This window comes from Mucilaginibacter sp. (assembly GCF_039207105.1).
Classification (GTDB): domain Bacteria; phylum Bacteroidota; class Bacteroidia; order Sphingobacteriales; family Sphingobacteriaceae; genus Mucilaginibacter.
This window is the reverse complement of record NZ_JBCECK010000093.1, coordinates 1-20,969: the sequence shown is the minus strand read 5'-3', so window position 1 is coordinate 20,969 and position 20,969 is coordinate 1. Positions and strand designations below refer to the sequence as shown.

Below are 20,969 nucleotides of genomic sequence, written 5' to 3'. Positions count from 1 at the left end.
TTACGATCATCGAAAAATACTTTCTTAACGAAAGTGGAAAAAGTTCACGTTGGAGGCATCTCCGATGTGCTTAAAAACACAATTTAAATAAACCGATTTTCGAAAAATGGGTAAGAGCTATAATCGTATTCGAAAAATACTGCTGAATATGATTAGACAGTACCTTAAAATTATGAATATTCTTATTGCAATCTCCGACGAGAATATCGCAGCGTTTATAATAACTAATATTTCAACTACTTATAAGGAAACAGTAATAGCTATGCACCGAATTACGCACCGCACGTTTAATGGACTTTTAAGGTTTTTAATGGAATAGATCGAAGTTGGACGGGACTCGAACCGAGTCTAGTATTATCCTTATGTTCAATAATTTACAAATTTCTGTTTGTGACAACTCCCGAAGTTTTCACAAGTAATTTGATATTGTTTGATTCCTAATGACTTATGTAAAAATAATCATTAATATTAATTGTTGCAAATTATGCTGGGGTTAATAACTTCCTGTTGAACCAGAGAGGGATGGATTCGTTTTAATCCCGATTTTACCGGTTATTTTGATATTTTAAGTGGTTTTTAAATTCATACTCACCAAATTACTCACCACTTTTATTTTCTTGAAATTAGCTGCAAATGCTTACAATCAAATAGACCCAAAATAGCCCAATAGAAAAAAAAATGTATGGTCACATGTTGGACGGCGCTCGAATTGTTTTTTGGCATTGTCTTTGTTTTCAATGACTTGCAAATTCGTATTCATGGGAAGGCCCGAAGTTTTTATGAATAATTTGATATCGCTTGATTCCTCATGACTTATATAGAAGTAATCATTAATATTATTTGTTACAATTTTTGTCTATCGCAATTTCGCGGAAACCCTGCCTGCCCAAAAAGATCGCTGGCCGCAGCTAGGACGTTGAAATACACGACGCTGCTACTGGTAAATAAGTACTTTTGCGGCTTTTAACTGCATCCATGAATAAGAATTGTATTTTCTGTGGTAAACCACCGCAAAACAAAAATAAGGAACACATCCTGCCCAAATGGCTGATCAAGCTGACTGGTATGGAAAAAAAACAGGTTTCCGTAGGCACTGACCTAGTTACCGGTAAGGAATACACCTTTAACCTGCTGAACTTTACCTTCCCTGCCTGTACACAATGTAATACCGATTTTGCAGCCGTGGAAGCCGCTGTTAAGCCCGTTATGGAGAAACTGCTTGCCGACGATTACGTTGTCGAAGAAGAACTGACCTTACTGCTCGATTGGTTCGATAAGGTCCGCCTAGCCATGCACATCGCCCTGCATTACCAGAACAACAAGAATTTCCAGCTGGACCCCAAGTACTATATCAATAACCGGGTCGGCATCAAGGACCGTTTTTTATCGGTCACTAATACCTACGACGGCTCGATCGGCATGAGCTGGACCGGTGTCAGCACCTATGCCTTCCTACGCAGCCCCAACTGTTTTACGCTTCGAATCAACCACATGATCTTTGTGAACTGCTCGCTAGATTTCCTGATATCCGAACAGGTCGGTTTCCCATACCCCGCCTGGCAGGTCGAGAACAAACTGACAGGCCGCAGTGATATGCCGCTGTTATCCGGTAAAGGAAAGGTTGCCAATCGGATTTTTAAAACACCCTTGTACGCGCCTCAGACTATCATCTGCCAGCCGCTGTTTGGAATTGCCAAAGCGGCTATGCCTGAAAAATACGACAATGACTATGTGCGTTCGCACGCGCTCGATTTTGAAAAAGGACGGGGCAAACTATTCATCTTCAAGGACAATGAGTGCTTCGTGCTGGACAGGGAAGAAGAACTAACCTGCGCCGGGGACGGTAAACGCCGCCGGTACCTGTTCAACCGCCCCACGCTTACACTACAGCTCGAGATCATGCGAAGTGTGCGTTATAACCTCGCTGCTTATACTCCGGAAGACCGTGTCGGTCTTTTAAAATCCTGAAAATGGTTGAAAATGAGATCAGGGAACAGCTGAAACACTTCGACTACTAAGCACAAACCAAACGTTCATTTAAATCACCGGCCGGAAAGCCAGGCTTACCCTGACTTTCCGGCCGGTTTCGAAGATCTGGCTAACCGTGCTTACCTGCTCGTAAAAGTAACCCCTTGTCTAAGGCAGACGAAAAAGGAGCATCTTTCCCATGACAACCGCCAAAACCTTAGCAATACTCCCGATGTGTTCCAAGTACACTGAGCAGATAATATTCAAAGTCCTTTAAAAGAGCAAAATTGATATTCGTTACGGACTGTCCGGAATATTATATTGTAACTTCATAAAATCTTTGGCATGCGAGCGGCTGGACGATTTGAAGATAACTTTTTGTTCGTCAGAATATCGACAAAAAAATCATATGCTAATTGCTATCGTGAGATAAACAATTATAATAAACTCCTATACACAAGTAATATCGATCACAATTGCCTCAACTAAATCTAATAATGATCATTAATCTGTTCATTTTGCTAAGGCAGGAGCCACCACTGAATTAACCAAGTTATAAGTGATCAAGCTGGCTACATCTTCACCTTTATCGTTCCAAACGCTATCATTTGCCCCCCAGTATAAATGGTGAGTGATTGTTTTCGCTATGTTAGCGTTTGAACTGTAGGTGCCCTTGCCGGTATGAACGAACACATAGTCTCCTTTTTCTATTTTAAGGTTAGGAAAAACGAAAATATGGCGAAACTCATTTGATACCTTGCTGTTCGGGTCAAATGTACGGTCTACTATTGCATAGCCAGCTGTGTTGACATCCTCCTCTGTTTTCAGATTTACGTATTCACCTTCTGGTTTGTTTGAATTTATTACACTGATGATTTTTAAGCTCATTATCTTTTTGTTCAAAATTATTAACTAAAGTTTTTTAAATTTTGGTGGCCCCACCTGTGTGATATCATAGTGCTGACAGGTGGGGGGTAAGTAATCCAAGCGTACGTGTTTTTGAATGGTGCCGCTGTTACCATCATAGGCCATATAAACCAAGCGATCCTTTTGTCCCGACCAACCGGTTACCAGGTCCGTAAAAATGCCAATGGCTGAGGACGCTAATAAGCCGTTAGGCCAGATAACCTGTGGTCTGCCGCCTACCTTGCCGTACTTAGCAGCTTCTTTAGCCAGCTTATCTTCCGTAATGAAGCCCATACAACGCATACAAGGCTGTCCGGGCATTGAAAGTATCAATTGCCCTGACATTTGGAAGCCTTCATCGCTTTGATGCACATCCATGCCTATATCAATGTAGGGCAATAAATATCTGCGGCATTCAGCTTCCAATTGGCTGCGGTCCTCGTAAGTATCTACGCAGCCAAACACTACGTCTCCAACTTGTAAAGCTTGGGCATTATCCTGCCAACGGGAAATAATAATTTGCACTTCTGCTTTAGGATTAATACTTAAAATTAATCGTTTGGCAATTTCGGTTTTTAAGGTTCTTTTTTTAATATCAGCGTAATGCGCGCCAACTAACCGATTAAGGTTAGAATCTTCAATGCGGTCAAAGTCAAAAAGCGTAAAATGTAAAACGCCCAGGTGAGCGAGTTGCTGCACCAAATGTGAGCCACCGCCGCCCAAGCCAACCAGTACTACCTTAATATGCTCAAATATCGCGGCTGAGCGTTCGCCTAAAAATGACTGCCGGCTTAACAAGTTGTTTATGCTTGGCTTGTTACGCTCATGAAACTGAATGACCATCGGGTATTGGATAGCGGTAATAATTTCAGGCATGACGAGCTGTATCTCGCCCTTTATCTCTACCCAAGCATAAAAAGAGTTTTTACTAAGAATTAAAACGCCGTGTGGCTGATTGGGATCGCAATTTGCCAAACTTTCTATGATGCCGGGTAGGCCTTCTTTATCATCACCGCTTGGCCAGGGTTGTCCCTTGTGATTATGCAGATGAACGTGGAAACCGCTACAGTTTTTATTCATCACCGTTTGCATGGCGTTCCGAATGGCAGTGCCACCAATACGTGCACCAACGGTATCATCTTCTATATAATGCTGATCTTCAACTGGCTTATACTCAGTAAAGTTTATTAACCAGCTTTGATTAGCCAATAAGGTGCTTTGGGCGAAAGCAAAACCTACCCGCTCGTAAGCAAACGCATGCGGTCTTTTAAGATCGGCTAATATTTGCTGATAAAGGCTGCCAGGCAGCCTCAGTTTAATTATATTTTGGTTCTTTTTCATGGGTTTCTTAATGCTTTTAAATGAATGGCTAACATTTCTACCAAATTCAGGCCGGGTGATGTGGCCCAGGATATGGCATACCAGTTACGCCCGAGGGCCCTGATGTTACCATTCCAATTACGCGTTGGCCCACCAGCAACTTGGCTAGCGAAAAATAACCGGGATTGGTAGCCATCACGCTGGTTAGGACATAATAATACGTCCATTACGGATGGTTGACAGCCGTCTGGTAAATTCAATTGCTCTAATAACAGGTAATCATAGCCCCCCTCGTTAGCATAGCTAACGGAGGGGATAATTGCTTTGAGGTCGTTAATTTCTTCTTCTGAAAATTTCATACCACAAACTTTAGGATGAGGAGCCGTCTTTAACGTGACTGATAAACTTTTCGCCGCCGCAAATCTCAACCTTACCGTTATCTGGTAGTGGTGTTAACTTACCGTCAATAACCTGTTCCAGGTCATGTGCTAGCAGTACACCCGCAATGGCTTTTAATTCCGCTACTGTGTGCAGACCAGGCAAAACTTCGTAAGGTTTATGATTAATGTAAATAGTAACCTTTTTTGGGCCTTCGGCTTTTGAATAAAAGTGCTCAACACCTGGACGTGCTAGGTCAACTTTGTCTTCGTCACCGATGTGTTCGTCTTCCCATGGTTTCTCAATGGCCAGGAATAGTTGCTCTGTCGCTGGGATATCAGCCAGTTTACGCACCTCAGAACCAGTAATGTACTGTTTATACCATTTATACGTTTTACCGTTAATAGTAAGTACCAGCGCTGCTCTAAAACAAAATTGCTCGATACCTGGCCTGGCCAAGTCAACCTTATCATCATCACCGATCAGTTCATCTTCCCATGGCTTTTGGATAACTAGGAAAGTTTCGCTGCCCGCAGGTGCATTACCCAGTTTTCGAACCTGGCTGCCCAGGATGTACTGCTCTTTCCAATCATAAGGTTTACCCTCAATAATTAGTTTTAAAATGTCGGCAGTTGAAAGGTCTGCCCCCTGTTGTGAGTTTTTCATATACTTTAATATTAATTAAGAACTGCTGCAAATATAAAGCACTTTGCTAAATATATCAAGCGTTTGCATAATAATTATTTGATGTATTTAGCAAATGCTTGATAATTAGATTGATAAATTTAGCACTTGCGTATTAAATTTAGAGTTTATACCTTTGTTGCCATGGCAACAGAAAAAAACACAGTAGGGAAGGTTTTAAAAGAAGCTCGGGAATCCCGCCGCCTATCCTTAAGGGAAGTAGAAATACAGTCCGGAATTTCCAATGCTTATTTAAGCCAGTTGGAAAATGATAAAATAAAGAAGCCGTCGGCAAATACACTGTACAAACTATCGTCATTATTCAAACTTGATTTCGACGATTTGATGGTAACCGCAGGTATCGTAGAAAAAAAGGAACAGCTAACTGGAACCATAGATGATTTTTCGTTTTTAGCTCAGAATGCAACTGCAGAGGAGAAGCAAAAGCTGGTTGATTATTTAAAATATTTACGTTATCAAGAAAAAGATGGTAAACCATGATAAAAAAGAGGATATAGAGAAAATTGTACTCGACGCCTTATCCAAATCCAATTCGTTAGGGGTATTCCCAACGCCGGTTGACAAAATAATTAAATATGCCGACCTGCGTGTTAATTCTAGGGTGGATTTAAGTGCTATACCCAGCACCTTTTTTGCGAAAGGTGACCTTTTTATCAAGCGGACTATGGCTATAATCAGGGGCGCTTTAGATAGACGGGAAAAAATTATTTACTTAGATCAATCACAAATACCCGCTCGTCAAAATTTTGTTATGCTCCATGAGGTTGGACATGAATTGTGCGGATGGCAGGGCAGTTTATTAAAAGTACTTCAAGACAATGATGAGACATTGGACCCTGAGATAGATGACGAGTTTGAAGCGGAGGCTAACCTATTTGCCTCATCAGCTTTATTTCAACTAAATATCTTCACTGATAAAATGAAAGAACTCCCATTAGAGTTGGATACAAGCCGCCACCTTGCAAAATTATTTGGAGGGTCTTTCCATGCCGCCATCCGACGTTATGTAAACAATTCGCCTAAACGTTGCGCTGTACTGATTTTGAACAAAGAAAAAGGCTCTACTTACAGCCTTCCTAAACTAACCCTGCGTACCTATATTGAATCACCAGCATTCAAAGAAGAATGGGGTGGTATAGACTGGGGAACAGAATTTAGCTATGATATCCCTTTTGTCCAAGATTTCATGGCTAATCGCCGTATGTTAAAAAGTGAATTGGATATCGAATGGATGGGTGAAACAATTGCTTGCGACTATCATTACTTTCATAACGGTCACAACGTATTTGTCTTTATGTTTCCTAAAGGCGAGTCCGTTAAATCCCGCACCACTTTTATTACGGCTATTTAATATTTAACGTTTTTGGTGCGTCTAATTTTTTTATTAGGTTATTAAGTACATCTTGCAGGTATATTTCGTTCATCGGCTCAAGTTCTTTTACTAAATGATCAAGCTTGAGCAAATTCTGTTCACTTTTTTCTAATTCCACTTTAGCAATGAGGTGGTGGAAGTCAGCAAGTAACTGCAACTTTTTATTTTTGGTTCTCCCGGCTAAATTGCTTGACTCGTTATAAGCTGTTTCACCTGCTTCTATTTGACCAAGTTTATAATAAAGGAGACCTTTCGTCGCTAGATAAAATACCCGTTGATGATCATTTAAACTTTCAGCATGTATCTTTGCAATTGTTTGTTGTGCTTCTTTTATATTATTGTTTTTCAGATAAGCAAATGTCAAGTTATTAAGTAATGTAAAATCATTTGGTGTCGATTTTAATCCATACTTCGCAATTTTAATACCCTCATCATATTTCTCCAGTACAGAAGTTGCAATAAATGACCCGAAAACGGCAGGGTCACTAGAAAACGGTTGGTCGATAAACCACTGCAAAGTGCTGGAAAAGGCTGGCCCCCATGACTTGTTGTAGTAAAAATTATAGGCTTTAGCTTCAAATATATGCGGAGTCCGGTCAAAAAGTCCTTGGTTAAGATTTAGATTACTAATATGCTTGCCAGCCCAAACCGCTTGTGCAACAGCGTTATCATTGGGATTGATTAAAGACTCGTTAAAAAGTCGTTTAGAATTTTTAATACTGCCAGCATTTAGTTCTTCAGTAGCTAAAGCGGATAATAGCTCATTAAGGTCATAAGGCGAATAATTTTGCGAGGCTACTAATTCTCTGCCAATTTTTATGTTGAACGAGGATTTGTTGTTTAACGACGCTATGCCGATGTCTGCCGATAGTAACCAGGGGTCGGTTTTAAAAGCTGCATTTGCCTTCAAAACTTTTTGAGCTTTTTTGTAATCCCCAACATGCGTGAAAAAGCGGGACCCTGTTCTGCTGATATAGCGATTATCTGGCGCTAGTTGAATAGCCACTAATATACATCTCTCGGCGGATTCTTCTTTACCTATAATCAAAAACAAACGTGCCAATTCTATCCAACTGATGGAATTATATGGATTATGATCCAAGCATCGCCGTAAACGTTGGATCTTTTCTCCGATGATCTTATCAAATCGCTCTAGATTCAATAACTGTTCAAAGGAGTGATCTGTATCCCTTGGATATAAAATCTGATCTGCAACCTTTTTTAGTGGAACGCTTGACTCGCGGCTTGATTTTAAAAATGATGCCGTACTCAAAGTGTGTTCCTGATCGTCCAAAACTATGGAAGAATTTAATAATTCTATCGCATTTTTAACCGTTCGGGCCGCTTCCCAATCATGAATTTTGGCCGTATGAAAAGGTGATATAGGGTTGGCAAACGCTTTGCTTTTAGCGTTAGGAACCGGATTCAACTCTCCTAATTCAATTGTTGGTTTAAAGTCCCGCCACCTCGGTATCACGTTCCGTCTCTTATCAGCAGGTATCCAGCTAGCCATTAATTAAATTTAAGTCCTAAAGTTTTCATTTCGTAGTCTTTCAATATTCGGTCAAAAATAGTGTTGTAGCGCTCTAAACTGATGGTCTTATTTTTTCCGGTAATCGTTTTTGGATGCCCTCTTTTATTTGGATCGGGATCACAAAGCTGAAATAAAAGGTCCCCTAATTTTTCCGCAAGTTCCTTATCGTCTACGAATTCCTTAAAAAATTCAACGGATTGTTCCAAAGCTACATACAGATAGGGAAGAACCTCCCGATATGTTTGTGTCCAATTGGTCCAATTATGCTCAGGCGCTATATGCATTTTCATAATGGCCGTCATATTCAACTGTGTGTACAAGAAAACGATCATACTGCCTAATTGGTAAGCATCACTCGCAATACGCTTGAAAACCCAATCAGAAGAAACTGCTTTGTAATGAACCTCCGGTGCAGCATACGACAAATCTCCGGCAAATGCCATTAAGCCGTAGGGAGTAGTTTCTCCCCGTAAATCAGCCCGCCCCAAGTCCCCTAACTTATGAGGTTTGTTTTCAACCACAAGTACATTTGACGGCTTGACATCCTGATGTGCAATGCCATTATTGTGCAGCTGAAATAAAGCCACTGAAACGCTATGCAATATCCTCAAATTAACCGCATGGCTAATTTTCGAAAAATCTAATTGCTGGTAAATATCACCTGCTGCTAATTCTAAAATAAGATATGGTACAGGAATAATAGTACCTTCCTCCGCTGGCACCATGCCGGAATCAATCAAATTAATAATTCGGCTTAATCTTTTATCACGGCATCTTTCTAATACATCTTGTTCAAATTGAAATAACCCCGTTAGCTTATTAATCAGTGGCACCGGATCAACGTCTTTAAAGGCTTTTGAAAAATCAAGCGCTTTTAAAAAAGCTCTTTCACCTGTAATCAGGTTTTCGACATTATAAGAATGTGAAAAGTTGCCTCCCGTTCCGTCGGGATTCTTAGGTATCAGATCGATGACCTGCCAATCATTATTAAGTTTTTTGCCTGCCAAAAGCAGCGCAGGATTAGGTTGTGTTGAAGTACTCACGCTTAATTAGGATTTGAAAATAATGCTGCAAAATATAAATGTCGCAAAAAAAGAGCCTCGGATAAAACATAGTTATTCACATCATGCTAACTTACTAACATAATTAGTACGCAAGGAGGGAGCGTTGAACAATTAGTTAAAACGATGCTGGGGCGATCAGTCCCCAATATCGGCCGTCTATTACAAGGTACTGAAAACCAACTGCAACATAGACAGCCATCATAGTGCAGATCAGCGAAGAAATCTAAAAAAGTGTTTCTTCGCATGAGTAACAACTTTTTAACGCCAAAAGAAGTATTTTAATAGAGCTATTAAATCACCAGAATTCGCACTGAGGTGGAATTTGCAGTTTCTTTTCAAACTACCGAAAAGTTGTAAAAGTGTAATAACACGATCGTTTGTAAGATACTTTGATATTTTTCTTTTTCGAAATGCGAATTTGCTTAAATTGTTAATTTTAAGTTAAAGTCTTACCTATGCGAGAACAATACTTCAAACATCGAGCGCTGTTCGATTTTAATAACGATACTAATGATATAGGCCGCCCATTTTTTTGGAACAAAAAAGTTGAGGATAACCACTTTCTTAACCTGCTTTATCGCAAGAATGAACAACAATTCGATGAATTGTATAAATATCACCTGCAATTCTTTTTAGCTAAGTACGATGATGCAACAGAGCAAGAATTCTTCAAATATGTGTGGGAAGTTATACAGGATACCATTGCACAATTAAGACATAAGGAAAGGTATACCTCGAATCATGCCGACAACTTCCGGAATAAATTTCACCTTAGTCGGTTTGCAGAATATCTTCAAAATATCGATGAGTGGAACCTTGGCCTTAGCCAGGCTGAGATAATTGCAGAAAAGGAAGGCCAGATCAAGATACTTAAAGAACAACTGCAACGCCTGATGGACGAGCGCAGGGAGGCTGAGAAGTTGGATACTGACTATCTGATCAATATTGCCAGCGGTCATTTCCTCACTGTGGTTGACCTTTTCAAGAAGATCGAGGCACTAAAAGTTGGAAATAAGGAACTGGTGTTTTCGCAGATGCCTATCACCTGGGCCAAACTGATCTGCCGGTACTTTCAGGAAGACGGTGAGCCGATCAAATTAGACCGTGTGCGGCGCTACTATCCGCGTGACGCAAGTAATCCGAGTGGCAGGTCATCTGCTATCCCTTCCGAGAACCAGTACTTCAACATCACTCCGGCAAAACGTAGAGCAAGTTAAAATCGAATTTTAGATTCATTTTTCTTTTGCAGGCAAACGTTAACAATTGCCTTTAAACTATTCAGTACGCTCTTTTTCAGCACTATGCTTTGTGTGCCATTACCATAGCTTGGCCTATGGTAATGAAAAATATCCGTTTGCCCACACTTTTGCTTCGTACCCGGTACTGTTGGTACAAGTATTAAGTAATGTTTTAACGAAGGAGGCGATTATGCAAGCAAGTGAACTGATCACTAAAGGAGATCTAAATGAATTTAAAAGCGAACTGTTAACAGAAATCAGGAAACTGGTTCAACTGGATGACCAGGGTCAGTCCAAAAAATGGCTCAAAAGTAACGAAGTAAGAAAGCTGCTCAAAATATCGCCAGGCACTTTACAGAACTTGCGCATCAACGGCACTCTGACTTTTACCCGTATTGGCAGTATCATGTATTACAAGCTCGAAGATATCAACAAGTTATTGGAGGGAGGCCTGAAATGAATAACAATAAAATTATGGTCAGTGAACTCGCTGGTTATAGTAAGTTGCTTAAACGTATGAGCATGGACGGGAGGCTGAACACGATACACATCAGCTTGTTCAGTGCCTTATTTGTACAATGGCAATGCGGTGATTTCAAAAGCCCGTTTGCTGTTACCAGAAAGACGCTAATGGCCTTTAGCCGTATAGCATCTATTGCAACGTATCACAAGTGTATCAAAGAGCTCGACGAATATGGCTACATCCGTTATCAGCCCTCATACCATCCCAAGCTCGGCAGCCAGGTTTACTGGCCTCCCGGTTGGGAGGTTTAGCCCGATATTTTATATCGGCATAGCTGTATACCGGGCTATACGGATAACCGCATATCGGAATAACTAATTATTCCGATACAGGTATATTCAGATAAATCCTGTGCAGCCAATTGCTGCACAGGTAATGATTTGCTTCGCAAATCAGCAAGAAAAGCGGCGGTCGCTTCGCGAAAGCGGAGGGAGCAAGCGGAAGTCGGGCGCACCCGACTTTTTCCGCTTGCCCTGCGGGGCTAAGGCGGTTTTGCGTATACCGATGGTATACTTTGCCCCCCCGCTTCTGTAATACATAAGGAAATCAGTATACCTGTCGGTATACCGTAAAAAAAATATTGAAATGATGACTGTAAATGAAAATAACAAGACGATACGGTTTTCAGAGAAAACGGATAATAAACTGCAAATCATTGCTAATAAATGCGGCCTGTCAAAGCTGGATCTGTTCACGTTCATGGTTGATTATTTCTACAAGACCAAGAAGGATCCAAGAGACCTGAATGACGATTTACTTAAGAATGCGATCAACCGAAAGACGGATAATATTGTGGCTTTTATCAAAACGCAGGAGCAGGATCTACTGATACCTATGAAGAAGGATGGTGAAAGGTTGAATGCGTCGCAAAGGCAGATCGTGGAACATTTCAACAAACATATCATTGCGCATAATGAGCAGCAAAAGAAGTCATACGATGGGCAGGTAGGGGTCATTAACCGTATGGCCGAGTTGTTAAACAGATTAGATAGCGCTCAGCTTGATAAGAACAAACTAAAGAAACGCTTCAGCGGTATCCTGGACCACTATATAACCGAACGAGAAAAGATGAACATGCTCAGTAAGCAGGTGGATAAGGATGAACTAATACGCTTCATCAGGGAACAGGTCAATAACCTGTAGTTTTTTTTAGGTATGGTATAGAGATTTAATGACGATTATGCATATCAATATCACGAAGAGCGAAACGGGCAACAACAAAGGCAGCAGCGGCCAGCTGGTCGCTTACTTAGAAAAAGAAAACCGGTTGGCTGAAAACCTGGATCAGTACCAACAGCCGGAATATTGGTTTAGCCATGACCGGGATAACGTTCAGCCTTATGAGGTGAGGCAAGGCATTGACAACAATGTAGCGAAGCTTTCTAAAGACGACGCTAAATTCTTTCTGATCAATATTAGCCCGAGTGAAACGGAGTTGCTGTATCTGAAGGAATTATACAGCGTAGATGGCGCAAAGCATCATTTAAAAGATTATGCTAATTTAGTTATGGATGCTTATGCCAGGAACTTTAAGCGTAATGGTATAGAAAGCAACAAAGACCTGGTTTATTATGGTAAGCTGGAGCAGAACCGATATTATACCTATAAAGACTTGGAGGTACGTAAAGGTAAAGCGGTTAAAGGCGATATCAAACCGGGGGAACAGATGCATATCCAAATCATTGTCAGCCGTAAGGATGCTAGCAATAGCATCAAGCTAAGCCCGCTCAATAACTCGAAAGGAAAAAATACGGCCCATAGCCAAAAGGTCGGGCAATTTGACCGGGTTGCGCTCAAGCAGCTGTCGGAAAGTTTATTTGACCGGATGTTTGGCTATGAGCGGGAAGTCAAGGAATCGTTTAAGTATGTCAATACGCTTAAGCACTGTACTTATGAGCAGAAAGCGGAAGTAAGGGAACTGCACCGGGTTGAACAAGCCGGTAAAGTTGCTATCGAACAGGGCCACAGGCATGGTGGCGGTCTGATAGATACCTTATTGAAAGGCGGTCAATATATGGGTGGAGGCGCCGTACAGGATGAGGGTAAGCCGCGAAAGAGGAAGAGAAGGCGGGGTCAGGGACAAGATCATGATCAAAGCCCTGGTTATTCCTTGTAAGGACATTGAACCCATACGGCTTCGGCAGATCGCGTAATAAACCCGCGCGTTGCGCTGGGTTTCATTCCGCTGCCAGCCGCGCCGCCGCGCGTGCAGGAGTGTATTCGTTCCTCATGCACACCTGCCTTGGCCGTCCTCATCAATTGATAGGTCACAGCGCCGCTGTCACAAAATTAGCTGCGCGGTAAAACTGTCAAGGGTATATAAATCCCGATGATAGAATCGGGCCCCTTGACAGTTTTACCGCTAACAGCTCCGGTTGTTTAAGCGGCGATATGACCTGGAGTGCACAGATGGCATCTGCCATATTAAATAGATCTTCGTGTGATTCAAACTCAAGACATGAACTTAACATAATGAATCCCGTAAGCGGGATTTCAATAAATCATCTTTACCTAATGAGTCTTAGCTACAATTACCGCCGTTGCATCATCAAACGTATTGTTACCCTTGAATGTACCAACGGTGATTTTAACATCGTATAGATGGTTATCTGAATCCTTAATTAAATAGCTATATAATGTTGATTTTGTAACATAAGGCAAAGTATTGCCTGTTTCATAATCCACAGCGGTGTATATTGTATCCTCGCCAGACCCGTTAGGAGTCAATATTATGCGATCTTTTAAATAGTTGCTTAGATAATTTCTACGCAATGTTTTTACTCTGTTTGAATCTAAAGACCACTTGATTGTACCTGTAAGGGCATCCATACAATAAATGGTATGATAACCAAAAGCGTAAAGATTGCCATTTCTCGTATATAATTGCTTTAAACCGAGATTGAATTTTTGCCAAATTTCCTTACCTGTGAAGAAATCTTTGCAAACCAATGTAGGCCAATATTTATCTATTGTATGATGTACTGATGCGGAGTCACTTTTAATGACGTTATAAACATAATTTTTAAAGTAAGCAGGCAATACAGTCGTTTTATCGCTACTGTCTACTAATGATCGATAAACATCTCCGGTATTCTTATCATATTCATGAAATTCTATTACAACATCATTAATGATGAGGTTATGATTAATAGCATTATAAGTACTAATGGTAGGACTTATAACCGGCCCCTTTTGATTGTGCCATAATTCCTTTCCAGAAAGGTTAAATGCATAGCGGTCACCTGTACAAGAAACATAATAAATCACATCGTCTAAAACGATAGGGCAATAGCAAGCATGCTCACTAACTTCATTTGCCCATAAGACTTTGCCTGATATTAAGTCAAAACAGTAGAATCTTTCATTCGCATAACCGGCGTTGGTACTACAATAAAGTTTATCGTTTTTATAGACGGGTGTAATTGCATTGATATACAACTGATCATAATGGCTAACCCATGAATCACCTTTGTTTAAGAATAATGGTCCTTCCGGCTTCTTTATGGTTTGAGTACAACCAAAGCTAAGAAATAATAAAGCCGGCACGATAACCCATAAGTTCAGCGAGGTGGTAACAGTTGATTTCACAATTTTAAAGGCAAGGTTAGCTGTAAATATAAAAATAATATCTGCTCTAAAATAGCCTCCCTGAACGTCATTGATAGATTGCGCCGTCCTAACAGGCTTAATAGGCGCACTAAACTTTGATTAGGATTTTTTACCTTTTCAGTTATGTAGCGAGATTCTGCTTAAACCTATCGCTTTGTTTGAAATTTTAATATTGCGCTATGGTCGCCGTCATAGTAATAGTTGGCTATGCTGGCAGACGAACTAACTTGGGGATGAGAATAAAACACTACCGACTTCACTGATGAATTCGATAGATGTCCAAAATGTCGGTAATGTTCCTTAACGATTAATAAAATAACCGTTCGACCAACCAAAGCTTGAAACGATTAAAAACCTTCATAATAATATATAAGTGAACAATTGTTAGCCCTTGTTTTTAAGAATTTCAATCTTCTCTTGTTCGCTGGCTAATAAACGTTCATAAAGTTTTCTATTTTCTTCGAAAAGTTCTAAAACTTTATCAATCGGATGAAAAGTAGGCTGATAATTTATGGCATTCAACGTCGATGTGTCAGTACTAGTAAATGTATTCGATATTATATTTAAAACACTTTCCTCGCTAAAGTTTTTAATTGCTTCAACAGGTACTTTTAATATTTCCGCTACCTGGCTTAATATGTCATCTTCAATGATTTCTTTCTGTTCTAATAAAGAAACCCTTTTTTGACTCCATTCTTCACCTAAAGATGCTGCCAGTGCTTCCTGTTTTAATCCCAGCATTTCCCGGAAGCGTTTAACGTTGCGGCCCTGGTGAATGTTCTTTGGTGTATCGATAGTGTTCATAGGTATGGATGTAGCGTTCGTTCAAAATTAAACAAAATATTAAAAAGCTACGGCTTATCTAATATAGAAATAATATCGGGTTAAATATGCCGATTTAGGTATCGGATAGAAGACCGCAGAATAGTTTAGCATTTTCCCGTTGTGGAGATTTGTAATGCCGGTCAATGGAGAACGGTATCAAACTGAAGGCTTATGTATTGCGGTATTTATGCTCCCTGGGATCATGTTCCAAAATTCCTTCGCTATGCCGAAGTGATGAACCCCTTGGTTCCGGTCATGTATTTTTTTGATGCGAACGATGTGGAAGGTCATGAAGAAAAGTTAAAGACCTGGCGGCATTTTGTGGTTACGGATGCTTATTTCAATGATGCGCGTTTTGGTCCGGGCAGCCTGATCTTTGATTATGAACAGAATGTAAGATTAGTGGAAGCGCTTTATTTGCTTTCCTTGGATCGTGATGATGCTCCCAATAAAGTAAACCAAATAACTGAGGAACAACTGGCTACTGAAAGAGCGGAATGGGTCTGGTTTCCGGTTGAGCTTACGGAAAAAGAATTGCTGGATCCCTATGTCCCTATTAAAGCCGCATTTGAGGAATTACAGCTTCAGCAGTTCCGGGATCATTTATCGGAATGGCTGAATGCTGCTTTGTCCATAGATGCGGTTGATGAGTATATGAGCGCCGGGGAGATCATTATGGTATATGATCACCTGAAGAAGATGTATTCAGCGGCTTGGCTGATCTTTCAGCGTGATACCGAGCGAACCCAGTATAAGGATAAAACGAGGAGGGCTAGGGAAAGCTCGGATTGTCCGGACGGTAAACAGGGTGAATTGGAAGAAGAGGAAACTGATAATATAGACGGGGAAACTAACGATAGTATTTCGCTGTGAGAACGGAAACGATCAAACTTACGGAGCCGCAACATCAGGAATTGCAGGAAATAGCGAAAGCGCTGCTAAGTCAATATCAAATTGAGAAAATCATCTGCTTTGCCGTACTCAGTTCCTCGGATAATAATGAAACGGCTTTTGCAGACCGGGAGGTGAGCTCATCCAACGCATATTACTTGCTGGTGTTAACCGCAGAGCTTGTTCGTATCGAATATGCGATGCAGGATTATATCAGCAAACTGTTCCCGGGTACCTTAGTGATCGCGCATGGACAACAAACAGTCATGGACCTGGTTTATAAACATGACCGCTTCTTTCTCCATGCCTGCCTCAACGGGGCGCTTATTTTTACGGCTGATGGATTTACAATGAACCCGGAGTTTGAACCCAAACTAATAGAACAGGTAACATCGAAGGACAGGGAGGCGTTTAAACATATCTATAATCTTGCAACCGGTTTTATGGAATGTGGTTTTGACTGTTATGAGAAAGGATTTTATAATAACGTCACTTTCGTATTACACCAGGCGGTGGAACACGGATGTAGGGCATTGATCAGGTTATTCACAGGTTATCATTCGGACATTCACAATCTCACCCGTCTTTTGGATTTCTGTAAATGTTTTTCGCAGGAGCCTGCTGCTTTATTCCGGCGGCATTTTGAACCAGAAAAGAAACTATTCGGCATATTGGCCGCGAGTTATTCTGAAGCTAGGTATCGCGATAATTACAGCGTGAGTAAGCACGACGCGAATGAGTTGTGTTCACTCGTTAAAACTTTTCTGGACTTGGTACGGAAGCTATCGGGTAAGGAAAGCCTTTCCGTGCCTTTGTAAAAGGTTTATAAGCATTAATGCACGTAGTCGCTTCCGTCTTACCCCATTACTTCGCCAGACACCGTCGCCGTTAGGTTTCTTGTCCGCCACATATCGTAACATAGATCGTAGCTGGATCTTGGGGATTACCATTTCTGTCTTCGCTTTTCAATCTTAGCCTATCCGTAAACGCAGAAAAAGCATAAATTATAGTAGACTCACCAGTCGAAAAAGACGGAAAATACCAAGGAGTAGCATACGACTGTTCAAACAATACGGTATAATCGCCGATTCCGTTTTTCAGAATTTGGAGAACATTTCCTAAACTGTTGATAATTGAGCCGTCCGTTCCCCTGAACACAACACCCGTGGTGATCTTGTTATTGTCCCTTATGTTTATCCCTTTAAAGATTGGCTTTTCTGCGATGTCCATGTATGCACAGCCCTCGTCAGAGACATTATACTTAGCACCGTCACTGGCTACGTTGATATATTTTCTTGCACTATCCGGTTGATAGCTATTGAAACTCCGGAAACCGCAATCCCTAACGTTAATTTTAACTGGAGAATCGGCTAGTGCTCCAAGCTGGCCTACAATATTATTGGTCACATATTGGTTTGGAATAGAATAAATTCGGTTAAAAGTTGACCCATAAACATTAAGTATGGATAAACCGGCACCATTGCCGGCGTAATACATGATATCAGCCAACCCTCCGTTCCCCTCAAAGTATACTCCGTGAATATTGGCGGATATACTACCGCCAATACTGGTAGTACCTGCATCAATCATTAGGCCTCCCTTGCGGACTGCGGTTGATTCCCAGCCATTACCTTCAATGTCGCCACCAAAAATATTCAAAAGTACACCTCCTGTTACAGACAATGCCAATGTTTTATTCGATGAAAAAGTGCATCCATAAAAATTGATATCATTGGGTGGCAATGTCTGCCCCTGCATAACCATCCCATAATTGTTCTGACTGACAATACAGGTGTAGAACCCTGCACCCAGAAAATTGTCGGTCAGCATTCCTTGTTCAAAAAGGTTTATTCGTACATTATGCATTTCCATGAAAGCTGAATATTCTATTTTGACACCGGTGCCCTGGTACAGCGCAGCTTTTTTTGTTAACTTAAAATTTGACAGCGAATAATTCTGCACCAAAGCTCCCGGAAATTGAGAATAGAATCGAAGAGCATTTCCGGTACCATTATAAATAATTTCGGTACTGCCCATGCCTGAACCATTTACCGATATTCTTCTGATGGCTGATTCATCACCCACCAATTGATTAAATTCAACTCCGGTTTCAAGCAGATAGGAGCCTTCAGGAATATACATTGTGCCGCCATATGGGGAGTTAGATAAAAAATCACTTACTGCTGAAAATGCAGGGTAATTGTCACTGGTATTATCCCCCCTAGCCGCAAACCATTTAACATTAATTTCACCTGAATAAAGTCGTTTCCACCTGCCTATGGAGCCGGTGCTGAAAATTGTACCATTGTTGTCCTGCTCATTGGAGCTATTGTCCCAATAAAAATGGCCTCCTCCACCATCACCTGGGGAATAATAACCAAGCACATCTGCGGTAGTATCTATAGTGCCGACTGTTGTTCTTAAATCAGAAATTGTTTGAAAAATCATAGGAAAGTTATTGACCAAATAAGTTATAATATAATACTTATTGGAAAGTTATTAGATATATTGTAACCAAATATAGATATGCAGCACCAATTAATTATAAATAATAGTCGATCAAAAACCAACCTCAAATTTAATGCTCGAAATTCAATTTCAAGGTAGCGGCATTAAGCAATCCGGATTTTATATCGTGTTATAATTTGCGGCGCAAACCTTTATTCGGTCCATATTCTTGGCGATGGAGCAGTGACATTATCATTTAATACCAGTTGTTGCATCGATTTTCTTTCTATACGGACTTCTTCATTTTGAATCGGTATTTTTATTTGAAAGATAATTATTCGGTGTATTATGGTCATAGGCGGGATGATTTTTACAGAAGTTTTTGGGGGCTGGTGAATACTGCTATACCATGCTCAGCCTTTTTTCCCACCGCACTACCAATGCTCAATGGTTTTGATCCGTTTTGTTTCTCATCACACGAGGATATCAAAAAACATTTATCGAACTGTTATTGTACAATATTGGTTAATTGAATTGTTCAAAATTAAATCAGTCGTAAAATATTCGCTCAAGTGTGTCTTATCGAAACATTTTGATCACTCGTCCCATTTCAATTTGTACCGGCTCCGATGACTCAACTTTGCAGGCCGATGTAGCCGTATCATATAATCGTTTTTCTAATTTCTGCATATCCTCACTCGTTTTGCTATCCAGAACTTTGGCGTAATGTTGGGTTGTCTTTATACTATTGTGTCCAAGCATTTTTGAAACAGTTTCTATCGGAACCCCATTTGACAAAGTGACCGTGGTGGCAAAAGTATGCCTGGCCATATGAAAGGTTAATGTTTTATTGATACCACACAAGTCGCCGATCTCTTTAAGATAACTGTTCATTCGCTGGTTGGTCAATACCGGTAAGAGCAATGACCTACGTACGCAGACGGGATGGTCTTTATAATTTTCTATAATTTCCAGCGCCTCTTTTAATAAAGGGATATGTGAGGGAGTATCCGTTTTATGCCTTTTCGTAAAGACCCATAATTTATCGTCCTCGCCCTTGGCTATTTCTCCCGGGGTCAATTTCTGCACATCGATGTATGCCAATCCTGTATAGCAGCTGAAGATAAAAATATCACGCACCACATTTAAGCGTTCGACACTTAATGTTTTGTTTCTGATAATATCCAGCTCATGACTTGTTAAAAAAGTTCTTGGAGAAGGCTTCGCGGTCGACTTATAGTGTAGAAATGGATTGGCAACAATCCATCTGTTAGCCAAGCAAAAGAGGATGATCTTCTTTAAGTGCTTGACATATTTGTCAGCTGAAATAGGGATACAATTCTTTTCCGTCCGCAAATAGAAGTCATAGTCTTTTATAAAATTAAAATCGATTTTCCTCAATTCATAGTCCGTGCGCTTAAATTTCCATTCAACAAATTCCCGTGCGTGCTTCAGAGAGCTTTTAAAGGTTTTGAGCGTGTTGGCTCCAAAGCCCCTGCCAACCAGGGATTCCATCTGTTTATTGTGATCGCTGAAAATCTCCAATAACATTTTAGATTTTTTTCCCTTGCCGTCAAGTTCGTTCCGCAAGGTATCGGCAGTGATCTCTTCTTCGGTGTCCAGCAAGCGGGTATGAATACGTTTAAGCTTCGCCAGGATACTGTCCAAATGGGCATTTAAACTCCGGGCATCCTCCGTATTTCCACGGGCTTTTCCACGTTTTTCGTCCCATTTTTCAGGTTCGATTCCTCGCCCGATGGTCGCTTCACTCCGTTTTCCGTCTACAGAAATACGCAAATAGATAGGTAGATTACCTGATTCATAGCCTTTTACCTTCTTTAGATAAAAAAGCAGGTTAAAATTTTTAGTCTTCATTAACTCACCAATTTTTGTTCACAAATCGTTACAAACCTACATTTACAGGCTGCGAAAATCAAGATGTTCATTTTTTGAACACCTTGATATACAATTAATTATGACACTTTTGGTGAGTAAATTGGTAAGTGATCAAAAAACGCTCTAAAACTCACCAGAACGGTGAAAAAAGATGCATAAAATGGTCATTCTACCAAAATCAAAAAGCCTGTAAACATTTGATTTACAGGCTTTTTGATTGTTTTTGAATTTTACGTATGTGGTCCCGACGAGAATCGAACTCATATCTAGAGTTTAGGAAACTCCTATTCTA

Annotated in this window: 20 protein-coding genes; 10 read left to right on the top strand and 10 right to left on the bottom strand. The window is 40.6% G+C overall.

Annotated elements, in window-relative coordinates; all coding sequences use genetic code 11:
* The first annotated feature begins 975 nt into the window (after positions 1 to 975).
* Entirely contained in the window at positions 976 to 1,968 is a 993-nt protein-coding gene (locus tag AAGC65_RS17320) for a hypothetical protein (protein ID WP_343113722.1), read from the top strand.
* Positions 1,969 to 2,481: 513 nt separating this feature from the next.
* Here the strand turns inward: AAGC65_RS17320 and AAGC65_RS17315 are convergent.
* From AAGC65_RS17315 to AAGC65_RS17300, 4 genes are read right to left on the bottom strand one after another with little or no spacing between them, the layout of a single operon-like run.
* A complete protein-coding gene (locus AAGC65_RS17315) occupies positions 2,482 to 2,856 on the bottom strand; it encodes a hypothetical protein (protein WP_343113721.1) in 375 nt (124 codons plus the stop codon).
* Positions 2,857 to 2,880: 24 nt separating this feature from the next.
* Positions 2,881 to 4,215 (bottom strand): ThiF family adenylyltransferase, encoded by a 1,335-nt coding sequence (locus tag AAGC65_RS17310; protein WP_343113720.1) that lies wholly within the window; start codon positions 4,213 to 4,215, stop codon positions 2,881 to 2,883.
* Entirely contained in the window at positions 4,212 to 4,553 is a 342-nt protein-coding gene (locus AAGC65_RS17305; RefSeq protein WP_343113719.1) for a hypothetical protein, read from the bottom strand. Before AAGC65_RS17305 ends, AAGC65_RS17310 begins: the two co-directional genes overlap by 4 nt.
* Before the next feature lie 10 nt (positions 4,554 to 4,563).
* Positions 4,564 to 5,238 carry a multiubiquitin domain-containing protein gene (locus AAGC65_RS17300; RefSeq protein ID WP_343113718.1) on the bottom strand — a complete coding sequence of 225 codons (675 nt, stop codon included), beginning with the start codon at positions 5,236 to 5,238 and terminating at the stop codon, positions 4,564 to 4,566.
* Positions 5,239 to 5,400: 162 nt separating this feature from the next.
* On the opposite strand from AAGC65_RS17300, the gene AAGC65_RS17295 reads away from it, so the two are divergent.
* A complete protein-coding gene (locus AAGC65_RS17295) occupies positions 5,401 to 5,757 on the top strand; it encodes a helix-turn-helix transcriptional regulator (RefSeq protein ID WP_343113717.1) in 357 nt (118 codons plus the stop codon).
* Positions 5,744 to 6,628 carry an ImmA/IrrE family metallo-endopeptidase gene (locus AAGC65_RS17290; RefSeq protein ID WP_343113716.1) on the top strand — a complete coding sequence of 295 codons (885 nt, stop codon included), beginning with the start codon at positions 5,744 to 5,746 and terminating at the stop codon, positions 6,626 to 6,628. Before AAGC65_RS17295 ends, AAGC65_RS17290 begins: the two co-directional genes overlap by 14 nt.
* On the opposite strand, the gene AAGC65_RS17285 is transcribed toward AAGC65_RS17290, so the two are convergent.
* Both AAGC65_RS17285 and AAGC65_RS17280 read right to left on the bottom strand, forming a co-directional pair.
* A complete protein-coding gene (locus AAGC65_RS17285; RefSeq protein WP_343113715.1) occupies positions 6,621 to 8,162 on the bottom strand; it encodes a hypothetical protein in 1,542 nt (513 codons plus the stop codon). The two genes, AAGC65_RS17290 and AAGC65_RS17285, sit on opposite strands and share 8 nt — an antisense overlap.
* Positions 8,162 to 9,226, bottom strand: a complete 1,065-nt coding sequence (locus AAGC65_RS17280) for a protein kinase domain-containing protein (RefSeq protein ID WP_343113714.1) — start codon at positions 9,224 to 9,226, stop codon at positions 8,162 to 8,164. The genes AAGC65_RS17285 and AAGC65_RS17280 overlap by 1 nt, the downstream gene beginning before the upstream one ends.
* Before the next feature lie 476 nt (positions 9,227 to 9,702).
* Between AAGC65_RS17280 and AAGC65_RS17275 the strand changes: the two genes are divergently transcribed.
* From AAGC65_RS17275 to AAGC65_RS17255, 5 genes are all read left to right on the top strand, one after another.
* Complete coding sequence (locus AAGC65_RS17275; RefSeq protein WP_343113713.1) at positions 9,703 to 10,464, top strand: hypothetical protein; 762 nt, start codon at positions 9,703 to 9,705, stop codon at positions 10,462 to 10,464.
* A 46-nt stretch (positions 10,465 to 10,510) separates the two neighbouring features.
* Positions 10,511 to 10,945 carry a helix-turn-helix domain-containing protein gene (locus AAGC65_RS17270; protein WP_343113712.1) on the top strand — a complete coding sequence of 145 codons (435 nt, stop codon included), beginning with the start codon at positions 10,511 to 10,513 and terminating at the stop codon, positions 10,943 to 10,945.
* Between the two features lie 14 nt (positions 10,946 to 10,959).
* A complete protein-coding gene (locus AAGC65_RS17265; protein ID WP_343113711.1) occupies positions 10,960 to 11,259 on the top strand; it encodes a hypothetical protein in 300 nt (99 codons plus the stop codon).
* Between the two features lie 334 nt (positions 11,260 to 11,593).
* On the top strand, positions 11,594 to 12,151 hold the full coding sequence (locus AAGC65_RS17260) for a BfmA/BtgA family mobilization protein (RefSeq protein ID WP_343113710.1): 558 nt from the start codon (positions 11,594 to 11,596) through the stop codon (positions 12,149 to 12,151).
* Between the two features lie 37 nt (positions 12,152 to 12,188).
* Complete coding sequence (locus AAGC65_RS17255; protein WP_343113709.1) at positions 12,189 to 13,124, top strand: DUF5712 family protein; 936 nt, start codon at positions 12,189 to 12,191, stop codon at positions 13,122 to 13,124.
* Positions 13,125 to 13,519: 395 nt separating this feature from the next.
* On the opposite strand, the gene AAGC65_RS17250 is transcribed toward AAGC65_RS17255, so the two are convergent.
* On the bottom strand, positions 13,520 to 14,596 hold the full coding sequence (locus AAGC65_RS17250) for a PQQ-binding-like beta-propeller repeat protein (protein ID WP_343113708.1): 1,077 nt from the start codon (positions 14,594 to 14,596) through the stop codon (positions 13,520 to 13,522).
* A 405-nt stretch (positions 14,597 to 15,001) separates the two neighbouring features.
* Positions 15,002 to 15,421: a helix-turn-helix transcriptional regulator gene (locus tag AAGC65_RS17245; protein ID WP_343113707.1), complete on the bottom strand. Its 420-nt coding sequence runs from the start codon at positions 15,419 to 15,421 to the stop codon at positions 15,002 to 15,004.
* A 192-nt stretch (positions 15,422 to 15,613) separates the two neighbouring features.
* Between AAGC65_RS17245 and AAGC65_RS17240 the strand changes: the two genes are divergently transcribed.
* A complete protein-coding gene (locus tag AAGC65_RS17240) occupies positions 15,614 to 16,315 on the top strand; it encodes a hypothetical protein (RefSeq protein WP_343113706.1) in 702 nt (233 codons plus the stop codon).
* Positions 16,312 to 17,151 carry a HEPN domain-containing protein gene (locus AAGC65_RS17235; RefSeq protein WP_343113705.1) on the top strand — a complete coding sequence of 280 codons (840 nt, stop codon included), beginning with the start codon at positions 16,312 to 16,314 and terminating at the stop codon, positions 17,149 to 17,151. Before AAGC65_RS17240 ends, AAGC65_RS17235 begins: the two co-directional genes overlap by 4 nt.
* A gap of 70 nt (positions 17,152 to 17,221) precedes the next feature.
* Here the strand turns inward: AAGC65_RS17235 and AAGC65_RS17230 are convergent, their stop codons facing one another.
* The gene (locus tag AAGC65_RS17230) at positions 17,222 to 18,781 is read right to left on the bottom strand and encodes a glycosyl hydrolase family 28-related protein (RefSeq protein ID WP_343113704.1); all 1,560 of its coding nucleotides are present in this window, start codon (positions 18,779 to 18,781) and stop codon (positions 17,222 to 17,224) included.
* 579 nt (positions 18,782 to 19,360) lie between these two features.
* Positions 19,361 to 20,656: a site-specific integrase gene (locus tag AAGC65_RS17225; RefSeq protein ID WP_343113703.1), complete on the bottom strand. Its 1,296-nt coding sequence runs from the start codon at positions 20,654 to 20,656 to the stop codon at positions 19,361 to 19,363.
* Positions 20,657 to 20,969: the final 313 nt, after the last annotated feature.